Here is a 26,574-nt window from a genome sequence, read left to right as displayed (position 1 = left end):
GTGCGTCCGGCAGGGGGCCGTCATGGTCGAAGAACTGCTGACAGCGGCGATCGCCGCGGGTGTGGGCGTCATGGTCTACGTGGGCGCCGCGGCCCGGGTGGTGAAGCAGTACGAGCGGGGCCTGGTGTTCCGCTTCGGCAGGCTGCGCGAGGAGATACGGCCGCCCGGCTTCGCGATGGTCATTCCGGTCATCGACCGGCTCCACAAGGTGAACATGCAGATCGTCACGCTGCCGGTGCCCGCACAGGAGGGCATCACCCGGGACAACGTCACCGTGCGGGTGGACGCGGTCGTGTACTTCAAGGTCGTCGACCCGGCGAACGCGATCGTGGCGGTGGAGGACTACCGGTTCGCGGTCTCGCAGATGGCGCAGACCTCGCTCAGGTCGATCATCGGAAAGTCGGACCTGGACGATCTGCTGTCCAACCGGGAGATGCTGAACCAGGGCCTGGAGCTGATGATCGACAGCCCGGCGGTGGGCTGGGGCGTGCAGATCGACCGGGTCGAGATCAAGGACGTCTCCCTGCCGGAGACGATGAAGCGGTCGATGGCCCGGCAGGCGGAGGCGGACCGCGAGCGGCGGGCGCGCGTGATCAACGCGGATGCCGAGCTGCAGGCCTCGCACAAGCTGGCCCAGGCGGCGGAGGTCATGTCGGAGCAGCCGGCGGCGCTGCAGCTGCGCCTGCTGCAGACGGTCGTGGCGGTCGCCGCCGAGAAGAACTCGACGCTGGTCCTGCCGTTTCCGGTGGAGCTGCTGCGCTTCCTGGAACGCGCGGCCCCGTCGCCTCCGGCGGCGGCCGCGCCCCACGAACCGGCCCCGGCCGGCCCGGCTTCCGAAGGCCCCGGGCCGGCCGAGGTCACCGATGCGCTCGACGCGGTCTTGGCTCCGGACGCGCTCGACGCCCCGGCGGACGGCCTGATGCTGGACGCGCCGCCGCCGGAGCACGAGCCTGACGGGCCGCGCGACTAGCCGCTGGGAGGTGCTCCAAGGGCTCCGACCGGACCAATCCTCGAACGCCGGACGGGCTGAGGATTCAGCCCCGCCGGCCTTTGAAGCGCGGGGTGCGGGGCGGAGCCCCGGGAGGCCGGCCGCCTAGCGCGTCAGGCGGGCGAGGGCCTCCGCCAGGGGGAGTTCCTCGCGGGTGCCCGAGGCGCGGTCCTGGAGTTCGACCACGGCCTCCGCGGAGCGCCGGCCCGCCACGAGGATCCACGGCACGCCGATCAGCTCCGCGTCCGTCAGCTTCACCCCCGGGGACAGCCCGGGCCGGTCGTCCAGCAGAACCCGGAGGCCGGAGCCCGCCAGGGCCGTCGCCGCCTCCTCCGCCAGAGCCAGCGGCACGGCCTTGCCCGCCGCCACCACGTGGACATCGGCCGGGGCCACCGCCGCCGGCCAGCACAGCCCGCGCTCGTCCGCCGTCTGCTCGGCCAGGGCCGCCACCGCCCGCGAGACGCCGATGCCGTAGGAGCCCATGGTGACGCGGACCGGCTTGCCCTCCTTGCCGAGGACGTCGAGGCCGAAGGCGTCCGCGTACTTGCGGCCCAGCTGGAAGATGTGGCCGATCTCGATGGCGCGGTCCAGTCGCAGTCCGGCGCCGCAGTTCGGGCAGGGGTCGCCGGGTTCCACGACCACCACGTCGAGGTACTGGTCCACTTCGAAGTCGCGGCCGCAGACCACGTTGCGGGCGTGCGTGTCCGCCCGGTTGGCCCCGGTCACCCAGGCCGTGCCCGGGGCGACCCGCGGGTCGGCCAGGTAGCGGACCTTGTCCAGGCCCTGCGGGCCCACGTAGCCGCGTACGAGGTCGGGCCGGTCCGTGAAGTCCTCGGCCGTGACCAGTTCGACCACCGCCGGGGCCAGGTGCTCGCCCAGCTTGCCGAGGTCGACCTCGCGGTCGCCCGGCACGCCCACGGCCACGATCTCGCCGTCCACCTTGACCAGGAGGTTCTTGAGCGTCGCGGAGGCGGGGACGCCCAGGTGCGCCGCGAGGGTCTCGATGGTCGGGGTGTCCGGGGTGTCCACCTCCTCCAGGGCCGGGTGCTCGGCGGACACGGGGGTCAGGGCGAAGGTCACGGCCTCCGTGTTCGCCGCGTAGTCGCAGGAGGGGCAGTCCACGAAGGTGTCCTCGCCGGCCCCGGCGGGGGCCAGGAACTCCTCCGACGCCGAGCCGCCCATCGCACCCGACACCGCCGAGACGATCCGGTGGTCGAGGCCGAGCCGCTCGAAGATGCGGACGTACGCCTCGCGGTGGAGCCGGTAGGACTCCTCCAGCCCCTCGTCGGACACGTCGAAGGAGTACGAGTCCTTCATCTGGAACTCGCGTCCGCGCAGCACGCCGGACCGGGGCCGCGCCTCGTCGCGGTACTTGGTCTGGATCTGGTAGAGCATGACCGGCAGGTCCTTGTACGAGGTGCACTGGTCCTTCACGACCAGGGTGAAGATCTCCTCGTGGGTCGGGCCGAGCAGGTAGTCCGCGCCCTTGCGGTCCTTGAGCCGGAAGAGCAGGTCGCCGTACTCCGACCAGCGGCCGCTGACCTCGTACGGCTCCTTGGGCAGCAGGGCCGGGAGCAGCACCTCCTGGGCGCCGATGGCGTCCATCTCCTCGCGGACGATGCGCGAGACGTTGTCGAGGACGCGCTTGCCGAGCGGCAGCCACGTCCACACCCCGGCCGAGCTGCGGCGGACGTAGCCGGCGCGCACCAGGAGGCGGTGGCTGAGGGTTTCGGCGTCGGCCGGGTCCTCGCGGAGGGTCTTGGCCATGAGGCGGGACATGCGCTGGACGTGTTGCGTAGACATGCCGGGAGGCTACCGGGGCCCGTGCGGGGCCCGGTAATCAATTCAATGCCTGCTCAGCGGCAGTGTGGCGCCCATGACGGCGTACGGGAGGCTCGCGCTCGGGAAGTGGACCTGGCGGGCGAGGTCGGTGTAGCCGAGGGCCCGGTAGAGCCCGCGGGCGGGGCTCTCGGTGTCGATGGCGGAGAGGATCGAGCGGGGCTCGGCGGCGGCGTCGGTGATCCGGGTGATCAGCTCGCGGCCCACTCCGTGGCCCTGGAAACCGGGGTGGACGTGCAGTTCGGTGATCACGAAGGAGTCGTCGAGCCAGTCCTCGTGCCCGCCGGCCCGCAGGTAGGGCTCGACGATCGTGGACCACCAGTGGGTGCGGTCGTTCGGCATCCCGTACACGAACCCGGTGAGGGCCCCGTCCTCGGCGAACGCGCCGAGGGCGCGGGCGCCGCGGCAGGTCATGTGGCGCTGGACGATGTAGCGCCGGATGCCGACCTCCTCCTCGCTGAGGCCGAAGGCGACGGCCTGCACGCGCAGGGCCTCGTCCACGCGGGCGGCGAGGTCGAGGGGGCCGATGCGGAGTCCGGAAGGCAGCATGCGGCGACCTTACTTCGCGGTAGGGGCGTGCCGGAATGCCACCGGCGGGGTCCGGGGGCCGGCTTTTCGATCAGGACGGCCGGGGCCCGGCGCGGCCTTCGAACGGCATGCCTTCAGAACAGCACGCTCATGAACGCGCCGACCTCGCGGAAGCCCACCCGCCGGTAGGCCGCCCGTGCGGCGGTGTTGAAGTCGTTCACGTAGAGGCTGACGACGGGGGCGACGTCCCGCAGCGCGTAGGCGACGACGGCGGCCATTCCGCTCTCCGAGTGCCCGCGGCCGCGGAATTCGGGGGCCACCCACACGCCCTGGATCTGGCAGGCGCGCGGGGTGGCGGCGCCGATCTCCGCCTTGAAGACGACCTTGCCGTCCTCGACGTGCGCGAAGGAGCGGCCGCCGGCGACGAGCTCGGCGACGCGGGCCTGGTAGAGGAGCCCGCCGTCCCCGGCCATCGGCGAGATGCCGACCTCCTCGGTGAACATGGCCACGCATGCGGGCATGATCAGGTCCATCTCGTCCTTGCGGATCCGGCGGACCTGCGGGTCGGCCTCGACCGTGGTGGACGGGCGCTCGATGACCATGAGCGGCTGGTGGGAGCGGACCTCGCGGGCCGGCCCCCAGCTGGGCTCCAGGAGCTGCCACAGCAGCCGGGTGGCCTCGGCGGGGCCGACGATGGAGGAGCAGCGGCGGCCGGTGCGGCGGGCGCGGTCGGCGAAGGCGCGTACGGCGTCGGGCTCGGCGCAGACGGGGACGAGGTTGGCGCCCGCGTAGCAGAGCGACCGGAGCTCGCCGTCGGCGTACCAGCCCCACATCTCGCCGCCCAGGCGCCAGGGGTCGAGTCCGGCGACCTGGACCCGGGAAGTGACGAAGGCGTTCTCGACCGGCTCGCGTCCGAGGATGTCGAGCGCGGCGTCGAGATCACTGGGCTCAAGGACCCGGGTGGTGGTCTGCGTCAACACTGGGGCCTCACCATGCAAGTCTGCTGATCTCCGCACTGTACCCGGCGATGCCTGGCCATGCCGCGTCGCAGGTCACGAAAAAGCCCCGGCCCCGCCCGCGAACTGCGGGAACGGGGCCGGGGCGGCACCTCGGGGGTGCTCAGACTCCGATGGCGACGGTGGGCTCGCCGCTCATGACGCCGTCCTTCTCCATCTGCTCGGCGATCTTCATCGCCTCTTCGATGAGGGTCTCCACGATCTTGGACTCGGGGACGGTCTTGATGACCTCGCCCTTGACGAAGATCTGGCCCTTGCCGTTGCCGGAGGCGACACCGAGGTCGGCCTCGCGGGCCTCGCCGGGGCCGTTGACGACGCAGCCCATGACCGCGACGCGCAGCGGGACCTCCATGCCCTCCAGGCCCGCCGTGACCTCCTCGGCCAGCTTGTAGACGTCGACCTGGGCGCGTCCGCAGGACGGGCAGGAGACGATCTCCAGGCGGCGCGGCTTGAGGTTGAGCGACTCCAGGATCTGGATGCCGACCTTGATCTCCTCGACCGGCGGGGCCGAGAGGGAGACGCGGATGGTGTCGCCGATGCCCTCGGAGAGCAGCGCGCCGAAGGCGACGGCGGACTTGATGGTGCCCTGGAAGGCGGGGCCGGCCTCGGTGACGCCCAGGTGGAGCGGGTAGTCACAGGCGGCGGCCAGCTGCCGGTAGGCGTTGACCATGACGACCGGGTCGTTGTGCTTGACCGAGATCTTGATGTCGCTGAAGCCGTGCTCCTCGAAGAGGGAGGCCTCCCAGAGCGCGGACTCGACCAGCGCCTCGGGGGTGGCCTTGCCGTACTTCTTCAGCAGCCGCGCGTCGAGCGAGCCCGCGTTGACACCGATCCGGATCGGGGTGCCCGCGTCCTTCGCGGCCCGCGCGATCTCCTTGACCTTGTCGTCGAACTGCTTGATGTTGCCCGGGTTCACGCGGACGGCGGCGCAGCCGGCGTCGATCGCGGCGAACACGTACTTGGGCTGGAAGTGGATGTCGGCGATCACCGGGATCTGCGACTTCTTCGCGATCACCGCGAGCGCGTCGGCGTCGTCCTGCGTCGGGCAGGCCACGCGGACGATGTCGCAGCCGGAGGCGGTCAGCTCGGCGATCTGCTGGAGCGTCGCCCCGATGTCCGAGGTCCTGGTGGTGGTCATCGACTGCACGGAGATCTGTGCGTCGCCACCGACGGCGACCCTGCCGACCTGGATCTTGCGGCTGACCCTGCGGTCGGCAAGCTTCGTCGGCACGGCCGGCATTCCGAGAGAGATGGCAGTCATCTGCTGTGCAACCCCAAGGTGTGGATCAAGGTCCCGAATTCGGCGGGCTCCAGGCCTCGAGATTACGCCAACCACGGGGCGCCCCGTGCATCCGAGGGGGTGAGCCACCCGAACGTAGGGAGCCGGGCACGATGTGTGCCCGGCTCCCGGGGATGCGGGGCAGGGTCCCCGCCCGACTAGGTGATCTTGATCGGGTTCACCACGTCCGCGACCATCACCAGCAGGGTGAAGCAGATGAACAGACCGGCGACCACGTAGGCGACGGGCATCAGCTTCGCCACGTCGAAGGGGCCGGGGTCGGGGCGCCGGAAGACCCGCGCGACATTGCGCCGGACCGACTCCCACAGGGCGCCGGCGATGTGTCCGCCGTCGAGCGGGAGCAGCGGCAGCATGTTGAAGAGGAACAGCGAGAGGTTGAAGCCGGCCAGCAGGTTGAGGAAGAACACCAGCTGGTGCTGGGCGGGGATGTCGAGGGTGAAGATCTCACCGCTGACCCGCGCGGCGCCGACGACGCCCATCGGGCTGTCCTGCTTGCGCTCGGCCCCGTTGAAGGCCGCGTTCCACAGGTCCGGGACCTTGGACGGCAGCTGGACCAGCGACTGCACGCCGGCCTCCATCATCTCGCCCATGCGGTCGACGGACTGGCCGAAGGACTGCGGGACGTAGCCGGAGGCGGGGGCGAAGCCGAGGAAGCCGGCGGTGACGTACTGGTCCTTGACGTACCGGCCGTTGCCGTCGGTCTTGGCGACCTTGTTCTCGATCAGGTTCGCCGTGAGGTCGGCGCGCTCCCCGGCCCGCTCCACCGTGATCGTGGCGGGGCCGACGGTGGCGCGGATGTCCTTCTGCAGGGCGGACCAGTCGTGGACCGGACGGCCGTTGAAGGCGACGATCTTGTCGCCGGCCTTCAGGCCCGCCGCCTTGGCGGGGGCGGCCGGGTCCCCGGGGGCGCACTTGTCGCGCTTCTCGCTCTGCTGGATGACGCAGTCGGAGACGGTGGCGACCGAGGTGGTCTGGGTGTTCAGCCCGAAGGTCATCAGCGTGGTGAGGAAGATCGCCACGGCCAGGACCAGGTTCATGAAGGGGCCGGCGAACATCACGATCACGCGCTTCCACGGCTTGCGCGTGTAGAAGAGCCGGCTCTCGTCCCCGGGCTGGAGCTCCTCGTACGCGGCGGAGCGCGCGTCCTCGATCATCGACCGGAACGGCGAGGTGGAGCGGGCGGTGACCTTGCCGTCCTCACCGGGCGGGAACATCCCGATCATGCGGATGTAGCCGCCCATGGGGATGGCCTTGATCCCGTACTCGGTCTCGCCCTTCCTCCGCGACCAGACGGTCGGGCCGAAGCCCACCATGTACTGCGGCACGCGGATGCCGAAGAGCTTGGCCGTGGAGAGGTGTCCCAGCTCGTGCCAGGCGATGGAGACCAGCAGGCCGACCGCGAAGACCACGACCCCGAGCACCGTCATCAGTAGTGTCATGCGCGCGCCTCCACGGCGGCCCGCGCCGCCATCTCCCGCGCCCGGGCCCTCGCCCAGGCCTCCGCTTCAAGGACGTCCTGGACGGTCAGGGAAGTTCCCGACTCCGGTGTCCCGTGCTCATCGACCACGGCAGAGACGGTATCCATGATTGCTGTGAACGGCAGCCGACCGGCCAGGAACGCCTCCACGCACTCCTCGTTGGCCGCGTTGAACACGGCCGGGGCGGTGCCCCCGAGGGTGCCCACGTGCCGGGCCAGGCCCACGGCGGGGAAGGCCTCGGTGTCCAGGGGGAAGAACTCCCAGGTGGAGGCCTTGGTCCAGTCGAAGGCGGGGGCCGCGTCCGGGATCCGCTGCGGCCAGCCGAGGCCGATCGCGATGGGCCCGCGCATGTCCGGCGGGGTGGCCTGGGCGAGCGTGGAGCCGTCCGTGAACTCCACCATCGAGTGCACGTAGGACTGCGGATGGACCACGACCTCGATGCGGTCGAAGGGGATGTCGTAGAGCAGGTGCGCCTCGATGACCTCCAGCCCCTTGTTGACCAGGGTGGCGCTGTTGACCGTGATCACCGGGCCCATGGCCCAGGTGGGGTGCGCGAGGGCGTCCTTGACGGTGACGTGTCCCAGCTCGGTGCGGGTGCGGCCGCGGAAGGGCCCGCCGGAGGCGGTGACCACGAGCTTGCGGACGTCGGCCCGGGTGCCGGCGGCGAGCGCCTGGAAGAGCGCCGCGTGCTCGGAGTCGACCGGGATGATCTGGCCGGGCTTCGCGAGGGCCTTGACCAGCGGGCCGCCGACGATCAGCGACTCCTTGTTGGCCAGGGCCAGGGTGCGGCCGGCGCGCAGGGCGGCGAGGGTCGGCGCGAGGCCGATGGAACCGGTGATGCCGTTGAGGACGGTGTGGCACTCGGAGGCGGCGAGTTCGGTCGCGGCGTCCGGACCGGCCAGGATCTCCGGCAGCGGCTCGGACGGGCCGTACTGGGCGCTCAGCGCCTCTTTCAGGGCCGGTACGACGTCCTCGCGGGCGACGGCCACCTTCTGGACCCGCAGCAGCCGGGCCTGCTCGGCCAGCAGCCCGACCCGTCCGCCGGCGGCGGACAGCGCGGTGACCCGGAACCGGTCCGGGTTGCGCAGGGCGAGGTCGATGGCCTGGGTGCCGATGGACCCGGTCGACCCGAGGATGACGATGTCCCGGAGGCCGGCCGCGGGGTCGAAGAGGAGGTGCGGATCGGCGAGGGGGGCTGGGCGGTCGCTCATGCCCCCATTGTTGCCGGAAGTCATGAGCGGCCCGACACGGAGCCCCCTTCAGTGACCCGGAGCAGCAGGTGCGGCAGGGTTCCGCCGAAGTCCGGGAGGGTGCGGGCCACGCGCCACCAGGCGTCCGGGTCCTCGCCGAGGGCCGCGGCGAACAGCCGGTCCGCCTCGGCATGGGCGGCGAGGACGGCCTCCGGGTGGTCGTGCCGGTCGGGATGGTCCACGTCGCCGAGCCAGTGGTCCTCGTCGAGGGCCCAGCAGGCCGGCAGCTTGTGCCGGATCACGTCGATGCCGGTCAGCAGGCCGCGGTCGAGGCAGTCGCGCACCCAGCGGATGTCCTCCTGGACGCTCTCCATCGGCACGGCGAGGCTCGCCAGCGCCAGCTCGCGCTCCACGTCCCCGTGGGGATCGACGGCCGTCGGGGCCAGGTGGCGCACCGCCCGGGCGAGGTCGGTGCCCGGGTCCCGCGGGCCGGCCGGCTCGGGCAGGGCTGCGTCGGCCACGGCGGCCACCAGCTCGGGCAGCGTGCCCGGGTGGCCGGGGGCGTGCCTGAGCAGCTCCGCCCACAGGCGCGGGTCGTCCCCCAGCGGGCGCAGGGCCCGCATCACGGCCGTCTGCATGCCGGCCTGTTCGGGCAGGGTCCAGCGCAGGGAGCGCAGGGCGGGGAGGTGGCCGAGGAGCAGGGTGTGGCGTGCGGGGGCGACGTGGGCGACGAGTTCCTCGTGCGTGACCCGGCCCATCCGCACGGCGCGGACGGCGGGCCGGTGCCAGGAGCGCCCGTCCGTCGCCGCCCCGGTGGCGAGCAGCCCGCGGACGGTCTCCTGCGGCAGGTCCTCGACGAGCAGCAGGGCCTCGACGGAGCCGGCGGGCAGCGGTCGGCGCAGGTGCTCGGCGAGCAGCAGGTCCGGGTCCGGCAGGTGGCGGAGCGCCAGGATGTCCAGCGGGACCCGGGGCCCGCGCCGGCCGTGCCGGCGCAGCAGACCGATCAGTTCGGGCGCGGTGAGCGGCTCCTCGCCGGGGTCCCGGCCGAGTTCCGCGCGGAGCACCGGCAGGAGTTCCTGCGGGGTCCGGCGGCGGGCGTACCGGGCGGGCCCGGGCAGGCCGGGCAGCGGCCGGCCCACGACGCGGGGGTTGCGGGCGATGTAGGTCCGGTCGGCCGCGCCTCCGTGGCGCAGCAGCAGCGTGACGGTCGAGGCCGCCAGCCATTCGTCCCGGCACAGGTACTTGAGGGCGGGCCCGTCGAGCCTGCCGATCATGTCGGTGACGACGTGGTCCGGTGCGTGGCGCAGCAGGTGCGCCACGCACCAGGCCAGCCGTCGGCTGGTGCGGTCTTCCTCGGCCGTCGGCATCGTTCTCGTCCGCCTCGCGCTGTGCTCGTACGCGTACCAGTACTCGTACTCATCCTCGTACGTCTGTCCGACGTGCGGCGATGATCGCAGGTCAGCGGATGGGACGGTGCACGTTTTTCTGCGTGGAGGGTCCGGGGGCGGCGTCCGCGATCCAGGGGCCGTCCCCGGAGGGGTCGAGGACGCCCTCCTCGAGCCAGGCGTAGGTACCGGACAGCACCCCCGCGACGACCTTGCGGTCGAGGTCGTCGGTGTTGGCCCAGAGCCGGCCGAAGAGTTCCTCGACGCGCAGCCGGGACTGCTCGCAGAAGGCGTCGGCCAGCTGGTACGCCTCGCGGCCGTGCTCGCCCGAGGCGCGCAGGTGCTCGGCGCGGACGCAGGCCGCGCTCATGGCGAAGAGCTCGGCGCCGATGTCGACGATCCGGCCGAGGAAGCCCTGCTTGGTCTCCATGCGGCCCTGCCAGCGGGACATGGCGTAGAAGGTGGACCTGGCGAGTTTGCGGGCGCTGCGTTCCACGTAGCGCAGGTGGGTGGCGAGGTCGGGGTGGCCGCTCGGGTGGAAGGCCCGGTAGGTGCCGGGGACCTGGCCGGGACCGGCGGCCAGCTTGGGCAGCCAGCGGGCGTAGAACCCGGCGGCGCGGGCGCCCGCCTTCGCCTTGTCGCCGAGTGCCTTGTCGGGGTCGATGAGGTCGCCGGCCACCGAGAGGTGGGCGTCCACGGCCTCGCGGGCGATCAGCAGGTGCATGATCTCCGTGGAGCCCTCGAAGATCCGGTTGATGCGCAGGTCGCGGAGCATCTGCTCGGCGGGGACGGCGCGCTCGCCGCGGGCGGCCAGCGACTCGGCGGTCTCGAAGCCGCGCCCGCCGCGGATCTGGACCAGCTCGTCGGCCATCAGGCAGGCCATCTCGGAGCCGTAGAGCTTGGCGAGGGCGGCCTCGATGCGGATGTCGTTGCGGTCCTCGTCGGCCATCTGGGAGGCGAGGTCCACGACCGCTTCGAGGGCGAAGGTGGTGGCGGCGATGAAGGAGATCTTGGCGCCGACCGCCTCGTGCTTCGCGACGGGCCTGCCCCACTGCTCGCGCACGCCGGACCATTCGCGGGCGATCTTCAGGCACCACTTCCCGGCGCCGACGCACATGGCGGGCAGCGACAGCCGTCCGGTGTTGAGCGTGGTGAGAGCGATCTTGAGGCCGGCGCCCTCGGCTCCGATGCGCTGGGCGGCCGGCACCCGCACCCGGTGGAAGCGGGTCACGCCGTTCTCCAGGCCGCGCAGGCCCATGAAGGCGTTGCGGTGCTCGACGGTGATGCCCGGCGAGTCGGCCTCCACGACGAAGGCGGTGATCCCGCCGCGGTGGTTCTCGGACTTCGGGACGCGGGCCATGACGACGAGGAGGTCCGCGACGACGCCGTTGGTCGTCCACAGCTTCACCCCGTCGAGGACGTACGCGTCCTCCCCGTCCGGGACCGCCGTGGTGGCGAGGCGCGCCGGGTCGGAGCCGACGTCCGGCTCGGTGAGCAGGAAGGCGCTGATGGCGGTGGTGGCGCAGCGCGGCAGGTAGGCGTCCTTCTGCTCCTGCGTGCCGAACATCTTCAGCGGCTGCGGTACGCCGATCGACTGGTGGGCGGAGAGCAGGGCGCCGATGGCCGGGCTGACCGAGCCGACCAGGGCGAGCGCCTTGTTGTAGTAGACCTGGGTGAGGCCGAGCCCCCCGTACTTGGGGTCGATCTTCATGCCGAGCGCGCCGAGCTCCTTGAGCCCGCGCACGGTCTCGTCGGGGATCCTCGCCTCGCGCTCGATACGCGCGCCGTCGATCTCGGTCTCGCAGAACACCCGCAGCCGGGCCAGGAAGGCCTCGCCGCGCCGGACGTCCTCGTCGGCGGGGAGCGGGTGGGGGTGGATCAGATCGAGCCGGAACCGTCCGAGGAAGAGTTCCTTGGCGAAACTGGGTTTGCGCCAGTCCTGTTCCCGGGCCGCTTCCGCGACCTGACGTGCCTCGCGCTCGGTCACCTTGGGCTGTGTGCCGCCGGGCTGGACGGGCTGTGCGGGCTGTGCGGGCTGTGTTGCGGACATGAGGGGACTCACCTCGCCGCCGGAGTCGGGGGGCTCACCGGATTACCAGCCGGTGCTACCTGTGAGTCGTACCCAATGTGGGCGGGATGGAAAAGGGGGACGGCCGGAGCCCCCGCACAGTGGGCTCCGGCCGTCGGCTTTTTGGCCGTACGAGATCAGATGTCGAGGCCGGTCAGGACCAGGACTCGCTCGTACGTGTAGTCGTCCATCGCGTAGCGGACACCCTCGCGGCCCACACCGGACTGCTTGACGCCGCCGTACGGCATCTGGTCGGCGCGGTAGGACGGCGCGTCGCCGACGACCACGCCGCCGACCTCGAGCTCGCGGTGCGCACGGAACGCGGTCTGGATGTTCCGGGTGAAGACGCCGGTCTGCAGACCGAACTTCGAGTCGTTCACCGCGGCGAAGGCCTCGTCGGTGTTCTCGACCCGCTGCAGGGTCAGGACCGGGCCGAAGACCTCCTCGGTGGCCAGCTTGACGCCCTCGGGCACGTTCGCGACGACCGTGGGCTCGTACGAGGCGCCCTCGCGCTTGCCGCCGGTGAGCAGCTTGGCGCCGGCGGAGACGGCCTCGTCGACCCAGGACTCGACGCGCTGGGCGGCGGCCTCGGAGACGAGCGGGCCGACGTCGGTGGCGTCGTCGTTCGGGTCACCGGTGACCTGCGACTGGACCTTCGCGACGACCTTCTCGACGAGGCGGTCGTAGACGGAGGCGTCGGCGATCACGCGCTGCACAGAGATGCAGGACTGGCCGGCCTGGTAGTTCGAGAAGGTCGCGATGCGGGTCGCGGCCCAGTCGAGGTCGGCCTCGGAGGACCAGTCGTCCAGGACCACGGCCGCGGCGTTGCCGCCGAGCTCCAGCGTGCAGTGCTTGTGGGGCACGGACTGCTGGATGGCGTAGCCGACGGTGTCGGAGCCGGTGAAGGAGATGACGGGCAGGCGCTCGTCCTTGACCAGGGCGGGCATCTTGTCGTTCGCGACCGGCAGGACCGACCAGGAGCCGGCCGGGAGGTCGGTCTCGGCGAGCAGCTCACCCAGGATCAGCCCGGAGAGGGGCGTGGCCGGGGCGGGCTTGAGGATGATCGGCGCGCCGACGGCGATGGCCGGGGCCACCTTGTGGGCGCACAGGTTCAGCGGGAAGTTGAACGGCGCGATGCCGAGGACCGGGCCCTTGACGAAGCGGCGGGTCAGCGCGAGACGGCCGACGCCGCCGGCGTCGGTGTCGAGACGCTGGGCCTCTCCGCCGTTGAAGCGGCGGGCCTCTTCGGCGGCGAAGCGGAACACGGACACCGCACGGCCGACCTCACCGCGGGCCCACTTGATGGGCTTGCCGTTCTCGGCGGAGATCAGCTGGGCGATCTCCTCGGTGCGCTCGACAAGCCGCTTGGAGACGTGGTCCAGGGCGGCGGCCCGTACGTGGGCGGGCGTCGCGGAGAACTCCGCCGTCACGGCGTGCGCCGCGGCCACGGCCTCTTCGACCTGCTCGTCGGTGGGCACGCTGACGGTGCCGACCAGCCGGCCGTCCCACGGGGAGTGGACGTCGAAGCTGTCCTCGCCGGTGGCCTGGCGGCCGGCGAGCCAGAAGGCGTGGGTGGAAGTCATGCGAATCCCGGCCCTTCGGATGTGTGCGGTGGGCTTGTCCCCTCCACCGTAGGACTCCGTGGGCGTTTCGGCGTTTGTCCCTGATGGAGCGGCGGGTCGCCCGCCTTCGCCGCTTTGTCACTGTCGCCAGGCCGAAACCAAGCCCCGGGACCGCTCGCCCTTCCAGCCCCGCCGCCGCTCGGCCTCCCAGCCCTACGCGCACTCGCCCTTATGGCCCCGCCGGTACTTGCCCTCTCGGCCTCTCCGGAGCTTGCCCTTTCAGCCCCGCCAGAGCTTGCCCCTTCGGCTCCGCCGACGTCTGGCCCCTCGGCCCCGCCGGCGTCTGACCCCTCGGCCCCGCCGGTGCTGGCCCTCTCAGCACCACCGCCGGCGCTTGGTCTTTCCAGCCTCGCCGGCGTTTGAGGCGCGGGGTTCGGGGCGGAGCCCCGGGTCATTCAGCCTCGCCGGCGTTTGAGGCGCGGGGTCTGGGGCGGAGCCCCGGGTCTTTCAGCCTCGCCGGCGTTTGAGGCGCGGGTCCGGGCGGGCCCGGGAAGGGGCGGGAGCCCCGGCAAGCCGGAACGGGCGGGCGGCTACGACGGGGCCGACGTGGCCTTGAGCGAGAGCCACAGCTCCATGCGGACGTCCGGGTCCTCCAGGGAGCGTCCGAGGATCTCCTCGACCCGCTTCATCCGGTAGCGCAGGGTGTGCCGGTGCACGCCGAGGTCGGCGGCGGCCGCGTCCCACTGCCCGTGGCGCGAGAGCCACGCCTGCAGCGAGGCCACCAGGTCGCCGCGCCCGGTCGCGTCGTGCTCGCGCAGCGCCCGCAGCGTGCCGTCCGCGAAGGCCCGTACCGCGTCGTCGGCCAGCAGCGGCAGGACCGAGCCCGCCGCCATGTCCTCGTGCTCGACCATCGGCCGCCCGCGCCGCCGGGCCACGGCGAGCGCCTGGTCGGCCTGCTTGAGGGCCGCCGCCACGCCTTCGGGACCGGCCGGGGCGGACAGGCCGACCACGAGTTCGTCCGGTTCGGGCCCGGCCGCGTCCCGGCCGCGCCGCGACTCCAGCGCCTCCGCGTGGTCCACGCACGCCTGTACGGCCGGGCCCGCGTCGGAGGCCAGGACCACCAGCCGCCCGGGCTCCGGGACCACCAGCAGCGCCTCCCCGGTGCGGGCGGCCGCCGACTCCACCGCGTCGGCGAGCAGCGCCAGGCCCTCGGGCTGGGCGGTGCCCGGCAGCGCCGGCTCGGCCACGATCAGCCGGAACGGCGCCTCCAGCAGGGACCCGTACAGGTCGCCGGCCACCGACCGGGCGTGCTCCGCCTCGCCCGCCAGCAGCATCCGCAGCACCGCCGCCCCGAGCCGGGACTCGGCGTCGTGCAGCGAGCGCGACCGCTCGGTGGTGAGGGTCAGCAGGGCGACCGCGGAGTGGACGGCGTACCGCTCGGCCGTGCCGAGCGGGGCTCCGGTGCCGACGGCGAGCGCGCCCCGCGCCCGCCGGCCCGTGCCCAGGGACTGGAGTTCGACGCGGTCCTCGGAACCGCCGACCACGGCGCTGGCGGGCGCCGGCCGCTCCCGGAGCCGCTCCACGTCGGGGGTCAGCCGGGCGGCGCGCCGGGCGGCCCAGTCGGGGGCGGCCGCGACGACCGCGCCCGAGGTGTCGTACAGCGCGGCCCAGCCGTGCACGTGCGCCGCCAGCTTCGCCAGCAGGTCGGCGGGCCCGTCCGCGGAGAGCGCGGCGCGCGTCAGCTCCCGCTGCGCCTCGAACCCGGCGGTCACGGCCCGGTACTGGTCGGCCGCGAGGGCCGCGGAGACGGCCTTGCTGATCGCGAGGAAGGGGGTCCGGCGCGGCACCTCCAGCAGCGGCATGTCCTCGGTGCGGGCGGCCTCGACGAGCGCCTCGGGGATCGCCTCGTAGTTCACGCCGATCGCGAAGCCGATGCCGACGACCCCGGCCGCGGCGAGCCGGCGTACGTAGCGGCGCATCTCCTCCGGGTCCTCCGCGTCGAGCTTCATCGCGGTGATCAGGAGCAGCTCGCCGCCCTCCATGTACGGGACGGGGTCGGCGAGCTCGCTGACGTGGGCCCAGCGCACGGGGGTGTCAAGGCGGCCCTCCCCCGCCCGGACGCCGAGCTTGAGCGCCGAGTGCTGGACGAGTGAGGCGAGGGTGAGCGGCATCGGTTACCAGGGGCCTTCGCGGGAGGGGGCGGCGGAGGGGCTACGGAGGTCTGCGGGCACGTCCTCCGGCGCGGGTGCGCGCCGGAAGAAGAGGAGCAGAGCAGCCGCGGGCGCTTTTCGCCTTAACGTATGAACGACTCCCCTCGATTCTGCCACCCCGTACGGGTCGGGGTGCGGGTCAGGCCGTCGGACCGGATCCGCCCTCAGCCAGTCGGACCAGCAGCGGAGCCGCCCGTTCCCCACGGACCGAGGTCAGCGACAGCACCGCGTGCCCGGGCGGCACGGAGTGCGCCAGGTCCGAGGCGGACCACCGCTCCCGCTCCACCTGCCGCACGGTCACCGCGTCGGTGGTGACCGCCTTGCCGGTGACGAGCTTGCGGAAGGCGTGCATCGCCCGGGTCAGCGGCTGGTCGGCGAAGACGGTGCGGTGGGTGACGTCGCGGGTCTCCACCCACTCGGTGCCCCAGGCCTCGGCGAAGCGCTTGCCGTCCCAGGTGGTGACCCCGGAGAAGGCCATGCGGCAGCCGACCGCCCCGAGCAGCGGCGTCCGCAGCGCCTCGGGTACGTCGTCCAGCGTGCGCAGCGTGAGCAGGACGCCGGCGTGCGCCGAGCGCAGCCGCTGGACACCCCGCACGGTCTCCGCGGTCAGCGTCCGCGAGGCGTCGTCGAGGGCGAGGAAGGCGAAGAGGGAGCGGTCGCTGCGGGCGGCCACCGAGGCGTTGAACTGCGCGAGCAGCAGCCGGGCCAGGATCCGGGAGGCGTCGGCGTGCCCCCGTTCGGGCAGGTCGACGCGGACGCGCAGCGGGTGTTCCAGGGCGCGCAGCGAGAACGGCCGCCCCTGCCCGGTGGTGTCGAAGAATCCGGCGAAGGCGGGCCGGTCCAGCAAGGCCACCCGGTCGGCGAGGGCCGGTCCGGGGTCGCCATGGGCCCCGTGCTGGCGGGTCCGGGCGTCAAGCTCGCGCAGCATCGCCTGCTGTCCCCCGCCGACCGGCCCGAGGTCGCGGCGCAGCGCCTCGAAGGCGGCGGGCACCTGGTCGAGCAGTTCGCGCAGCTCGGGCACGGCCGGGAAGCGGCCGTACGCCGCCCGGAACGGGCCGAGGAGCTGGGCGAGCGCAGTTGCCGCCCGACGCACGTCCATCCCGGGGACGTCCCCGACGAAGGCCTCGGCGAGCAGGGTGGCGGCCTCGTCGGGGTCGGTGGCGCCGCCGTAGAGGTCGAGGTCGTAGACGGAGGCGGGGTCGCCGATGCGGACCACGACGTCATAGGCGTCGTCCGGTCCGAGCTGGGTCCCGGCCGCGCCGACGGCGACGACCGCGGCCTGGCCGGCGAGCGCCTGGAGCGCGAGGGACTCCACGACGGGCCGCACCAGGCGCCGGGTCTTGCCGCTGCCGGAGGGTCCGACGGCGAGGAGCGAGGTGCCGAGCACGTCGGGGTCGAGGGCGAATCCGGTACCGCGGCGGGCGTACGGGTTGCGCACGCCGTCCTCGACGGTGCCGAGCAGCACCTGCCGGGCGAGCAGATCGTGCCGGGCGGCCCGCACGGGCAGGTCCCGCGCCCCGGACGGGTGCACGCAGGCCCCGGCGCCCTTGTCGCGCACGGCGTCACCGAAGGCCCGCATCCGGGAGGGGTCGACGCGTACGGAGTCCCAGGCCCGCCGGATGCGCGCGTAGTCCACGTCGTTCATCCTCCCGCCCCCGGCCTCCCCCTCGAGCCGATCAGCAGCCTCCCCCATCCCCACGTCCCGCAACTGGGGCCACCGTGCGGGATCGTCCGGGCCTCCCGCCACGGGGCCTGCCGGTCCGGCGGAGCGCAGGGGCCGCGCGGCGCGGCTGCGGAGCGCCCGGCGGCCCAGCTCGGGCCAGCGGCCGAGGCGCCCGAAGCCGATCACCAGGATGGTGGCGACCACGGCATACCAGACGTAGGAGGCCACGACGGACGGGAGCGTCCCGGCCCAGGAGTCGGGAGTGAACATGTAGAGCGGCCAGAGCCAGAACCCGCCGAGGTAGCCGTTCCACAACAGGGACCAGAGCAGCAGCCCGGCCAGCAGGGAGATCAGGGCTCCGCTGATCAGCTGGCGGGTGGGTGTCTCCTCGGGCTCCTCGGCGGCCCGCGGCACATGTCCGTATGTCCACACGCCCGGCCCGGCCGAGGCGCGCGGGAAGCGCAGCCAGTCCCCCAGCGTCGGCCCGGCCGACGGCGCGTGGGTCGGCTTTGGCGGGAGGCCGGGGGGAGGCGGGGCGGCCGGCCTCGGGATGTGCCCGGTGTGGCCCGGGCGCGTCTCGTGCGTGCCGTCGGTGTCCATGAAACCCCTGCCCCCTGACCGTGCCTGCGCTGCTGCGTCGCTCAATGTAGTGGTCGTCGGCGCCCGGCGGGTGTACTCAAGTCGTGTTCGCCTCAGTGGTCATGACGCACAATTGAGACCACGGCGAGCACGAGGGGGTGGCGATGTCGCTGGTGCACGTGCACGGCATCGGGAACAGGCACAGGGAAGCTTTCGAGCAGCGTTCCGTCGTACTGGAGGCGCTGTTCCGCCGGCACCTGCTTCCGGCGACGGGGTGCGACGCCGAGCGCAGCACGATCCTCGGTCCGTGGTGGGGCGGGGACATACCTCCCCTGGCCTGGAACGGGGCTTCGCTGCGGCGGGCCGGACCGGAAGTCCTGGGCGGGCCCGGCGACGGGGACGGCGAGGACGCCGTGCGACACGCCGTCACCGGCCTTGCCGTGGTGACGGGGGCACCCGCCGCGCCCGACCGGGTCCTCATCACCGCGGCGGCCACCTCGATGGCCCACGCCATCGGGCTCCTCAGTGCGGCGGTGTCGGCGGGTGAGGACGACGACGTCGCGGCCGTCGTCGACTTCTGCGCGCGGGCCACCGCCTACTGCGACGAAGTCGCGCCGGACGAACGCCTCCTCGGCCTCTCCCGGCTCTCGTGGGCGAAGGACGTCGAGGACGACGAGGCCCTCATCGATGCGTTCGCCGACGTCCTGGCGCAGTGGACACCCGGCCCCGTCGCGGACGGCGCGGCCACGGCGGGCGCCTGGGAGCAGTTCGGCCGGGTGTCTTCCACCCGCAGCGCACTGAGCCGCCCGCTGCGGAGGATCAACAGGGCGGCGGCGGCCGTCGTAGCCGGGGGCATGGCGTCCGCGGCCCGCCAGTGGGTGACCCCCACGGCGTCCTCCCTCCTGGGTGACGTCATGGCGTACCTCGCCTGCCGGGGCACCCCGCAGCAGCCGGGGGCCATCGTCACCACCGTCACCGGCGCGCTCGACGAGGCCGCGAAAGCGGCGTCGGAGCTCGGTGAACCGCTCGTCGTGGTGGCGCACAGCATGGGGGGAAACATCGTCCACGACATCCTGTCGACGTTCCGCCCCGACCTGGAGGTGGACCTGCTGGTGACCGCGGGGACCCAGGTGGGGATGTTCGAGGAGCAGAAGCTGTTCCTCGCCAGCGACCCCGGCCTGCCGCACGCCGACTGCCCCAAGGTGCCCGCCCTGGCGAACGTACGGCGGTGGATCAACACCGTGGACCCGGGCGATCCTGTGGGCTTCCTCGCCGCGCCCGTCTTTGAGGGGGCGGAGGACTTCGTCTTCAGCAGCGGCGCGTGGTGGGCCCACAGCGGCTACCTGACGTCGCCGGTCTTCCACACCCGCCTCGCCGCCCGGGTGTCGGGGAGCCGGGTGTGACCACGCTCTGGGAAAGCGGCGAGCCGGGCCCCGCCCTGCACGCCTTCGTGATCGGCGTGGGCCGGTACGACTACTTCCCCGGCAGTCCGACGGGGCAGCACCGCAGGCGGGACCCCTTTTCCAAAGACCTGGGACAACTCACCTCGCCTGCGGAATCGGCGCGGCGTGCCTGCTGGGAGCTCCTGGATCTCAGGGACCGGTCGGAGATGCCCCTGGGCAGCCTCGAACTGCTCCTGTCCCAGGGTGATGACGACCGGGACGACGAGGAGTTCGGCCCCGTCGAACCCGCCACGCTGGCCGAGGTGAAAGCGGCCTTCAACCTCTGGGACGAGAGGTGCGACAGCGACCCCGGCAACGTCGCGCTCTTCTTCTTCATAGGTCATGGCCTGCAACAGGGGCGGGGCGACCAGATCCTGCTGCTGCAGGACACCGGTGCGGACCCCGGGGAGTACTTCGCCACCGCTTTCAATTTCGACCGGATGCGTATGGGGATGGAAGCCAACCAGGCCCGGATCCAGTGCTTCTTCGTCGATGCGTGCCGTTCCGCCTCCGACGCCGTCGATGACCTGCACGGGATCGAGGCGCCTTCCCTGAAGCAGCCCGGCAAGAAGCCCGTCCGACGTGACACCGTGATCGTGCGTTCCACCGGCGCCGGCCAGAGCGCCTACGGGGCGCAGTACGACAGCACGCTCTTCACCAAAGCCGTCCTGCGCGCCCTGCGTTCGCCGTACAGCCGTGGCACGCAGGACTGGGCGGTCACCACGCGCACCATCGGCCCGGCGGTCCAGGATCTGATGGAGTGGCGCGGACTGGCCGTTGAGGGCCGGCCGGACCAGGCATGCGAGGTCTCCGGGACCATGCTCGGCGGCGAGCTGTTCCGCTTCGACGGACCGCCACAGGTGCCTTTCCACTTCGACACCGATTCCGCGGACTCGCTCGCCGCAGCCGAGTGGTCGTTCCACGACAGCGGTGACCGGCTGGTCGCCGATCGTCCGGCCAAGGCCGAGCCGTGGCAGGACGACGGACCGCCCGGCCGGGGCGAGGTCGGCGTGACCTTCTCCAACGGCCGGTTCGAATCCGCCCGGCGGGAGTCCTGGCTCCTGCCACCCTGCCACGCTCACACCGTGGAGGTACGGAACCTGTGAGCGTGCGCGTATCCGTTCCGCTCCACGCGGCCTCAGTGCCGACAGCCGGGCCCGGCACCGTGATCGGCGTGGCCGACGTGGTCGACCGCGGGGCGAACCTGCTGGCGCGGGTCGCCCTGCGTGCGGGCCGCCCGGCCGATGTCGTCCTCCCCCGGGGCGAACGCTGCCTGGTGAGGGCCTGGTCGCCGTACGTGCGCATGCAGCCCGCGGTGCTCACTCCGGGCGACTCCGGCGAGGTCCTCCTCGGTGTGCGCAAGGGCCCCTCGGTGCGGCCGGGCGCAGGGCGTTCGCCCGCCGGCCGACCGCGCAGTTCCTCCGGCTGGGTGCAGGTGTGGAGCGGGGCGGCCGGTGGCGACGACTGGAGCCTCCTCGATCCGCACCGCGCGTTGCGGGTCGACGACGCCGCAGCCGGCCGCCTGGTGCTCTCGGCGGCCGGCCACATGGCGGCGGGGCCGCTCGCGATCCACGTCGGGGGTGGTCGTCGCAGCCCCGTCTCCACACTCGCCCTGCGTGGGATGTCGATGACCCTCGCTCCCGCGGGCAACGCGCACGGCGTACCGCAGGTGGAGGTCCGGCCGACCGCCGATTCGGGCTTCACCCTGCTGGAGGCCCTGCGGCTCGGCCGCATGGCGCACGCCGAGACGGTGGCCGCGGCATGGCCCGACGTACCGCGAGAGGAGGCGTCGGCGCTGTTCGACCTCGCGGTGGGATATCTGCGCTGCCGCCAGGAGGACGTGGAGGGGGTCGTCACCTGGCAGGACCAGGTGTCGCCCACCGCCGGGACGAGCGCGGACCGGCTGGCCATCGAGGCCTGGCTGGCCCGGCGGACCGAGTCCCGCGGCGCCTATCGGGACGCCCTCGCCCAGCTCGGGGAGGAGCGGCGGCCACCGGTCGCCTCCGCGGGCCTCGACCTGCTGGGCGCCCTGCTGAGCCGACTGCCGGCCGGCCGCCGCGACGCCCGGCGCACCGCGCTGGAGGCCTTCTCCCCCTACATCGCCACGGCGCGGGCAGGAGCCCTCACCGCCTACACGGCGGAGGATCCCTCAAGGCCCGCTCGTGCGCCACGGCGCAACCGGCGCCCTGGCACCGAGGTCGTCGAGTTCCGTATGAGCGAGGGGCAGATCAGCCCCGTGCTCGGCGGAGGGACCGGGTTCGAGTCGGCCGCGCACCGCGCGCTGAATCCCACCCAGCCGATGTCCGGCGAGCTCATGCCCGCCGACGCGGTTCTCATCGTGACCCTGGAGGACGCGGACGCCCGCTGGAGCCTCGCCCGGTGGCTGGTGGAGGCCGGGATCGTCACCCAGGTGACCGTACGCAACGCCCATGCGTTCGAAACCCCGCTCGCAGAGCTACGCGAGGGCCTTCTCGCAGACGCCCTTCAGCAGTGGAGCCGCGAGACTCCTGGCGGGAACCGGCTCCGTCTCACGACCGACAGCCGCGATCAGGAGTCGGTGGCCCTGGTCCGCGGCCTCGAGCGCGCCATGGAGGCCGGCGCCCACGGGGGTGAATGACGGAGCTCTATGGCCGTCGCGGACAAGGACACGCCGAGATCACTACCGAACGGAGCATGCAGGACCCCCGCCCGCGGGCCTAGCCTGCGGACAAAGACACAAGTGCGTCCGAAAACATCCCCAGGAGCCCCCTATGACCGCTGTCCCGCAGGAGCGCAAGATCGTCACCGCGATCCCCGGCCCCAAGTCGCAGGAGCTGCAGGCCCGCCGCCTCCAGACGGTGGCCGGCGGCGTGGGCTCCGTCCTGCCCGTCTTCACGGCCCGCGCGGGCGGCGGAATCATCGAGGACGTCGACGGCAACCGCCTGATCGACTTCGGCTCCGGCATCGCCGTGACCTCGGTCGGCGCCTCCGCCGAGGCCGTCGTGCGCCGTGCCTCCGCGCAGCTCGCCGACTTCACCCACACCTGTTTCATGGTGACCCCGTACGAGGGCTACGTCGAGGTCTGCGAGGCGCTCGCCGAGCTGACCCCCGGTGACCACGCGAAGAAGTCGGCCCTGTTCAACTCCGGCGCCGAGGCCGTCGAGAACGCCGTCAAGATCGCCCGCTCGTACACCAAGCGCCAGGCCGTCGTCGTCTTCGACCACGGCTACCACGGCCGCACCAACCTGACGATGGCGCTGACGGCGAAGAACATGCCGTACAAGCAGGGCTTCGGTCCGTTCGCCCCCGAGGTCTACCGCGTCCCGGTCGCCTACGGCTACCGCTGGCCCACCGGCGCCGAGAACTGCGGTCCCGAGGCCGCCGCCCAGGCGATCGACCAGATCAGCAAGCAGATCGGCGCCGAGAACGTCGCCGCGATCATCATCGAGCCGGTGCTCGGCGAGGGCGGCTTCATCGAGCCGGCCAAGGGCTTCCTGCCCGAGATCGTGAAGTTCGCCAACGAGAACGGCATCGTCTTCGTCGCCGACGAGATCCAGTCCGGCTTCTGCCGCACCGGCCAGTGGTTCGCGTGCGAGGACGAGGGCATCGTCCCGGACCTGATCACCACCGCCAAGGGCATCGCGGGCGGTCTGCCGCTCGCCGCCGTGACCGGCCGCGCCGAGATCATGGACTCCGCCCACGCGGGTGGCTTGGGCGGCACCTACGGCGGCAACCCGGTGGCGTGCGCCGGTGCGCTCGGCTCCATCGAGACCATGAAGGAGCTCGACCTCAACGCCAAGGCGAAGAAGATCGAGTCGCTCATGAAGGCCCGCCTGACGGCCATGCAGGAGAAGTACGAGATCATCGGCGACATCCGCGGCCGCGGCGCCATGATCGCGATCGAGCTGGTCAAGGACCCGGTCTCCAAGACCCCGTTCCCGGAGGCGGCCGGCGCGCTCGCCAAGGCGTGCCACGCGGAGGGCCTGCTCGTCCTCACCTGCGGCACCTACGGCAACGTGCTCCGCTTCCTCCCGCCGATCGTCATCGGCGAGGACCTGCTGAACGAGGGCCTGGACCTCATCGAGGCCGCGTTCGCCGCCATCGGCACGGACGTCTGAGCGGACGCCTAGAACGTCCGAGCGCAGCACCCCTCACCTACCGGCGGTAACGGGCGGGCGCTGTGAAGAAGCTGTGGGGGGCCGATGGCGGGAGCGCGATCCTGCTGTCGGTCCCCCTTCTGCTGCCGTACGGTTTCTGCAGATGAGTGAGACACCCCGCTCACGGGAAACCGAGGGCGACACCAGTACCGGGCTTCCCCAGCGCCGTATTGGGCATGCGTTCGCGCACACTCCTCACCGATCGGACAGCCGTTCGCCCCAAACCCCCCGGGGCGTGCGGCAACCCGATCCGGGCGGCCGTCCCGGAACCATCCCCCCTGTTCCGGGACGGCCGGCCACTCCTCTCCTGATCGCCGCCGTATGCGGCCTGCTCTTCTCCCTGATCACCTGGCAGGTGCTGGCCTCCGGCCCGCTGCTGGGTCCGGATCACGCGCTGAGCCGCGCCCTCGTGCGCACCGTCCCGGACTCCGTCACCGAACGCCTCTCGGACCTCGGGAACATCCCGGTCGCCGTGCCGGTCCTCGCGCTCGCCATGGCCTACGCCGCCTGGCGCGGCCGGCGGCTCGCCGCGGGGGCCGCGGGCCTGGCCATGGCCCTGGTGCCGGCCCTGGTCATCCCGTTCAAGGAGTGGACCGCCCGGCCGGGCCCCCTGGAGCCCTGGGCCGCCGGCTACTTCCCCTCGGGCCACACGGCCACCGCGGCCGTCGCGTACCTCGGCGCGGCCCTCCTCGTGCGCCCGTACACCCGTCGGGCTGATCCTGCGGGGCTGGCACTGGCCGCTCGACGTCCTGGCCAGCCTCCTGATGTGCACGCCCCTGCTGCTCGGCGTGGAGTGGGCCGACCGGCGCACCCCGCTCAGCCGGCGCAGCCCGCTCAGCCGCCGAAGTACCCGTCGAAGTTCCGGCTGAACTCCCAGCCGCCGAAGCGGTCCCAGTTGATCGACCAGGTCATCAGGCCGCGCAGGCCGGGCCAGGTGCCGTGGGTCTGGTAGGTGCCGCAGTTCTGCTTCTTCGTGAGGCAGTCCAGGGCCTTGTTCACCTCGGCCGGCGGGGTGTGGCCGTTGCCCGCGTTGGTCGTGGCCGGGAGGCCGATCGCGACCTGTTCCGGGCGCAGGGCCGGGAAGACGCGGGCGGTGTTGCCGGCGACCGGGAAGCCGGTGAGCAGCATGTCGGTCATGGCGATGTGGAAGTCCGCGCCGCCCATGGAGTGGTACTGGTTGTCGAGGCCCATGATCGAGCCCGAGTTGTAGTCCTGGACGTGGAGCAGGGTGAGGTCGTCGCGCAGGGCGTGGATGACCGGGAGGTACGCGCCGGCGCGCGGGTCCTGGCCGCCCCAGGGGCCGGAGCCGTAGTACTGGTAGCCCAGCTGGACGAAGAAGGTCTCCGGAGCCATGGTCAGGACGAAGTCCGGGCCGTACTTGGCCTTCAGGGTCTTCACCGCCGAGATCAGGTTCACGATCACCGGCGTGGTGGGGGCCCGGAAGTCGCTGTCCCCGGTGGCGAGGGAGAGGGAGTGGCCCTCGAAGTCGATGTCCAGGCCGTCGAGGCCGTACTCGTCGATGATCCTGCCGACCGAGGAGACGAAGGTGTCCCGGGCGGCGGTGGTCGCCAGCTGCACCTGGCCGTTCTGGCCGCCGATGGAGATGAGGACCTTCTTGCCGGCGGCCTGCTTGGCCTTGATCGCGGCCTTGAACTCCGCCTCCGACTCCACGTTCGGGCATTCGGCTACAGGGCAGAGCCGGAAGCGGATGTCGCCGGATGTCACCGAAGTCGGTTCGCCGAAGGCGAGGTTGACGACGTCCCAGGAGGCGGGCACGTCGGCCATCCGGACGTATCCGGAGCCGTTGGCGAAGCTCGCGTGCAGGTAGCCGACCAGCGCGTGCGCGGGCAGGCCTCCCCCGCCGCCGCCCCCGCCGCCGGTCGTGGTCGCGGAGGCGGGGGCGCTCTTCGGGGACTCGCCCGCCGCGTTCACCGCGCTGACGCGGAAGGTGTACGTGGTGGACGCGGCGAGGCCCGTCACGGCCGCCGCTGCGGAGGTGACGGAGAACGGCGCGGCGCCGTCCCGGTGGACGGTGTACGAGGTGGCTCCGGGCACCGCCGACCAGTTCAGGGAGACCGAGCTCGACGAGGTGGCGGAGGCCGTCAGGCCGGTGGGGGCGGCCGGGGGCTGGGGCTGGCCGGGGCCGCCGGGGTCGGGGCCGACCAGGGTGAGGTCGTCGGTGAGGTGGGCGGGCTGGCCGTACCAGCCGTGGGTGTAGACGGTCACCGAGGTCGTCGACGGGCCGGTGCGGAAGGTGGTCGTGAGCTGCTTCCACGTGCCGGGGGTCTGGGTCCAGGCCGACACGTCGGTGGTGCCGGTGCCGCTCGCGCCGAGGTAGACGTACGCGCCCTGCACCCAGGCGGCCAGCGTGTAGGCGGAGTCGGGCTTGACGGTGACGCTCTGGGAGCAGCGGGCGTTGTCCTGTCCGGCCGGGGTGGCCCTGAGCGCGGAACTTCCGCTGTGGACGGGCGCGGTGACGGTGGCTCCGCTGCCCGCCGAGCAGCTCCAGCCGTCGAGACCGGCCTCGAAGCCGCCGTTGCGCACGAGGTCGGCGTCGGCCGCGGCGGCGGGCGGCCCGGCGGCGAGGAATCCGGCCGCCGCCAGGGCGAAGGCCGTAAGGATGGACCGGGTTCTGCGCACAACTGCCTCCGGGGCATGGGGGGATGGAGGGAGCGCCCAAGATGGTCCAGACCAATGCCCTTGTCAAGAGGTCCGGCCCTCCCCTGCGAGCACGCTCGCGGCGGCCTCGTGCATCGCGAGCTCCAGCACGGCCGGGTCGGTGAGGGTCCCTTCCCCGTCCGGGAGCACCGCCCAGCGCACCCCGCCGGTGGCCCGGCCGGGATACGGGACGACGATCCAGGTCCCGCGCCCGGCTCCGCGCACACCCGTGCCGAGCCAGCGGGACGCGGTGCCCGCGGGCACGAAGAAGCCCAGCCGGGAGTCGCCGAAGTCGGCGAGCACCGGGCCGGGCCGGTCGGTGATGAGCCGCAGTACATCGAGGGTGGCCTGCCCCAGGTCCCCGGGCAGGATCAGCACGTCCCACAGCCGGCCGGCGGGCAGCAGGACGACCCCGAGGGGGCTGCGCTCCCACTCCCACCGGCAGGCATCGGGGTCCGGCGCCACCGATACCAGCCATTCCACTGCCGTCTTGGCCCCCGGGAACGTCATCGCCCGGCCTCCGTTCGTCTCG

At 72.7% G+C, this 26,574-nt stretch carries 19 protein-coding genes; 6 read left to right on the top strand and 13 right to left on the bottom strand.

The window, feature by feature from the left end; all coding sequences use genetic code 11:
- The first annotated feature begins 22 nt into the window (after positions 1 to 22).
- Positions 23 to 970, top strand: coding sequence for a slipin family protein (locus tag OG472_RS31270; RefSeq protein WP_405832193.1), 948 nt, complete (start codon positions 23 to 25; stop codon positions 968 to 970).
- Between the two features lie 123 nt (positions 971 to 1,093).
- Here OG472_RS31270 and OG472_RS31265 read toward each other — a convergent pair whose 3' ends face one another.
- The 11 genes from OG472_RS31265 to OG472_RS31215 form a co-directional block, all read right to left on the bottom strand.
- On the bottom strand, positions 1,094 to 2,791 hold the full coding sequence (locus OG472_RS31265; protein WP_401613155.1) for a proline--tRNA ligase: 1,698 nt from the start codon (positions 2,789 to 2,791) through the stop codon (positions 1,094 to 1,096).
- 42 nt (positions 2,792 to 2,833) lie between these two features.
- The gene (locus OG472_RS31260; RefSeq protein ID WP_401613157.1) at positions 2,834 to 3,376 is read right to left on the bottom strand and encodes a GNAT family N-acetyltransferase; all 543 of its coding nucleotides are present in this window, start codon (positions 3,374 to 3,376) and stop codon (positions 2,834 to 2,836) included.
- A gap of 113 nt (positions 3,377 to 3,489) precedes the next feature.
- Entirely contained in the window at positions 3,490 to 4,335 is an 846-nt protein-coding gene (locus tag OG472_RS31255; protein ID WP_383563762.1) for a GNAT family N-acetyltransferase, read from the bottom strand.
- 139 nt (positions 4,336 to 4,474) lie between these two features.
- Complete coding sequence (gene ispG, locus OG472_RS31250; protein ID WP_365469544.1) at positions 4,475 to 5,632, bottom strand: flavodoxin-dependent (E)-4-hydroxy-3-methylbut-2-enyl-diphosphate synthase; 1,158 nt, start codon at positions 5,630 to 5,632, stop codon at positions 4,475 to 4,477.
- Positions 5,633 to 5,808: 176 nt separating this feature from the next.
- A complete protein-coding gene (locus OG472_RS31245) occupies positions 5,809 to 7,110 on the bottom strand; it encodes a M50 family metallopeptidase (RefSeq protein ID WP_401613159.1) in 1,302 nt (433 codons plus the stop codon).
- On the bottom strand, positions 7,107 to 8,360 hold the full coding sequence (gene dxr / locus OG472_RS31240) for a 1-deoxy-D-xylulose-5-phosphate reductoisomerase (protein WP_401613161.1): 1,254 nt from the start codon (positions 8,358 to 8,360) through the stop codon (positions 7,107 to 7,109). Before dxr ends, OG472_RS31245 begins: the two co-directional genes overlap by 4 nt.
- Before the next feature lie 20 nt (positions 8,361 to 8,380).
- Positions 8,381 to 9,706: a hypothetical protein gene (locus tag OG472_RS31235; RefSeq protein ID WP_401613163.1), complete on the bottom strand. Its 1,326-nt coding sequence runs from the start codon at positions 9,704 to 9,706 to the stop codon at positions 8,381 to 8,383.
- 91 nt (positions 9,707 to 9,797) lie between these two features.
- Positions 9,798 to 11,774 carry an acyl-CoA dehydrogenase family protein gene (locus OG472_RS31230; RefSeq protein ID WP_401613165.1) on the bottom strand — a complete coding sequence of 659 codons (1,977 nt, stop codon included), beginning with the start codon at positions 11,772 to 11,774 and terminating at the stop codon, positions 9,798 to 9,800.
- Between the two features lie 155 nt (positions 11,775 to 11,929).
- The gene (locus OG472_RS31225) at positions 11,930 to 13,375 is read right to left on the bottom strand and encodes an aldehyde dehydrogenase family protein (RefSeq protein WP_405942295.1); all 1,446 of its coding nucleotides are present in this window, start codon (positions 13,373 to 13,375) and stop codon (positions 11,930 to 11,932) included.
- 569 nt (positions 13,376 to 13,944) lie between these two features.
- Complete coding sequence (locus OG472_RS31220) at positions 13,945 to 15,525, bottom strand: PucR family transcriptional regulator (RefSeq protein ID WP_401613169.1); 1,581 nt, start codon at positions 15,523 to 15,525, stop codon at positions 13,945 to 13,947.
- 178 nt (positions 15,526 to 15,703) lie between these two features.
- Complete coding sequence (locus tag OG472_RS31215) at positions 15,704 to 17,827, bottom strand: ATP-binding protein (RefSeq protein ID WP_405942294.1); 2,124 nt, start codon at positions 17,825 to 17,827, stop codon at positions 15,704 to 15,706.
- A gap of 143 nt (positions 17,828 to 17,970) precedes the next feature.
- On the opposite strand from OG472_RS31215, the gene OG472_RS31210 reads away from it, so the two are divergent.
- The 5 genes from OG472_RS31210 (at position 17,971) to OG472_RS31190 (ending at position 24,336) form a co-directional block, all read left to right on the top strand.
- Positions 17,971 to 19,209: a hypothetical protein gene (locus tag OG472_RS31210; RefSeq protein ID WP_405942293.1), complete on the top strand. Its 1,239-nt coding sequence runs from the start codon at positions 17,971 to 17,973 to the stop codon at positions 19,207 to 19,209.
- Positions 19,206 to 20,354: a caspase family protein gene (locus tag OG472_RS31205; RefSeq protein WP_405942292.1), complete on the top strand. Its 1,149-nt coding sequence runs from the start codon at positions 19,206 to 19,208 to the stop codon at positions 20,352 to 20,354. The genes OG472_RS31210 and OG472_RS31205 overlap by 4 nt, the downstream gene beginning before the upstream one ends.
- 2 nt (positions 20,355 to 20,356) lie before the next feature.
- A complete protein-coding gene (locus OG472_RS31200; protein ID WP_405942291.1) occupies positions 20,357 to 21,865 on the top strand; it encodes a hypothetical protein in 1,509 nt (502 codons plus the stop codon).
- Between the two features lie 133 nt (positions 21,866 to 21,998).
- Positions 21,999 to 23,345, top strand: coding sequence for a 4-aminobutyrate--2-oxoglutarate transaminase (gene gabT / locus OG472_RS31195; RefSeq protein WP_361755326.1), 1,347 nt, complete (start codon positions 21,999 to 22,001; stop codon positions 23,343 to 23,345).
- A 274-nt stretch (positions 23,346 to 23,619) separates the two neighbouring features.
- Positions 23,620 to 24,336, top strand: coding sequence for a hypothetical protein (locus OG472_RS31190; protein ID WP_405942290.1), 717 nt, complete (start codon positions 23,620 to 23,622; stop codon positions 24,334 to 24,336).
- Here the strand turns inward: OG472_RS31190 and OG472_RS31185 are convergent.
- Both OG472_RS31185 and OG472_RS31180 read right to left on the bottom strand, forming a co-directional pair.
- Complete coding sequence (locus OG472_RS31185; RefSeq protein WP_405942289.1) at positions 24,219 to 26,024, bottom strand: chitinase; 1,806 nt, start codon at positions 26,022 to 26,024, stop codon at positions 24,219 to 24,221. The genes OG472_RS31190 and OG472_RS31185 overlap by 118 nt on opposite strands.
- A 63-nt stretch (positions 26,025 to 26,087) precedes the next feature.
- Positions 26,088 to 26,552, bottom strand: coding sequence for a hypothetical protein (locus OG472_RS31180; protein ID WP_405832182.1), 465 nt, complete (start codon positions 26,550 to 26,552; stop codon positions 26,088 to 26,090).
- Positions 26,553 to 26,574: the final 22 nt, after the last annotated feature.

Source organism: Streptomyces sp. NBC_00207 (assembly GCF_045160965.1).
Lineage (GTDB): Bacteria > Actinomycetota > Actinomycetes > Streptomycetales > Streptomycetaceae > Streptomyces.
The sequence above is the reverse complement of the archived record's forward strand: the minus strand, read 5'-3'. Positions and strand labels throughout refer to the sequence as shown.

What these genes read in the sequence shown, in the direction of transcription:
- OG472_RS31270 (WP_405832193.1), top strand. Translation starts at nt 23, where the DNA reads ATGGTCGAAGAACTGCTGACAGCGGCGATCGCCGCGGGTGTGGGCGTC.
- OG472_RS31265 (WP_401613155.1), bottom strand. Translation starts at nt 2,791, where the DNA reads ATGTCTACGCAACACGTCCAGCGCATGTCCCGCCTCATGGCCAAGACC.
- OG472_RS31260 (WP_401613157.1), bottom strand. Translation starts at nt 3,376, where the DNA reads ATGCTGCCTTCCGGACTCCGCATCGGCCCCCTCGACCTCGCCGCCCGC.
- ispG (WP_365469544.1), bottom strand. Translation starts at nt 5,632, where the DNA reads ATGACTGCCATCTCTCTCGGAATGCCGGCCGTGCCGACGAAGCTTGCC.
- OG472_RS31245 (WP_401613159.1), bottom strand. Translation starts at nt 7,110, where the DNA reads ATGACACTACTGATGACGGTGCTCGGGGTCGTGGTCTTCGCGGTCGGC.
- dxr (WP_401613161.1), bottom strand. Translation starts at nt 8,360, where the DNA reads ATGAGCGACCGCCCAGCCCCCCTCGCCGATCCGCACCTCCTCTTCGAC.
- OG472_RS31235 (WP_401613163.1), bottom strand. Translation starts at nt 9,706, where the DNA reads ATGCCGACGGCCGAGGAAGACCGCACCAGCCGACGGCTGGCCTGGTGC.
- OG472_RS31230 (WP_401613165.1), bottom strand. Translation starts at nt 11,774, where the DNA reads ATGTCCGCAACACAGCCCGCACAGCCCGCACAGCCCGTCCAGCCCGGC.
- OG472_RS31225 (WP_405942295.1), bottom strand. Translation starts at nt 13,375, where the DNA reads ATGACTTCCACCCACGCCTTCTGGCTCGCCGGCCGCCAGGCCACCGGC.
- OG472_RS31220 (WP_401613169.1), bottom strand. Translation starts at nt 15,525, where the DNA reads ATGCCGCTCACCCTCGCCTCACTCGTCCAGCACTCGGCGCTCAAGCTC.
- OG472_RS31215 (WP_405942294.1), bottom strand. Translation starts at nt 17,827, where the DNA reads ATGGACACCGACGGCACGCACGAGACGCGCCCGGGCCACACCGGGCAC.
- OG472_RS31210 (WP_405942293.1), top strand. Translation starts at nt 17,971, where the DNA reads ATGTCGCTGGTGCACGTGCACGGCATCGGGAACAGGCACAGGGAAGCT.
- gabT (WP_361755326.1), top strand. Translation starts at nt 21,999, where the DNA reads ATGACCGCTGTCCCGCAGGAGCGCAAGATCGTCACCGCGATCCCCGGC.
- OG472_RS31180 (WP_405832182.1), bottom strand. Translation starts at nt 26,552, where the DNA reads ATGACGTTCCCGGGGGCCAAGACGGCAGTGGAATGGCTGGTATCGGTG.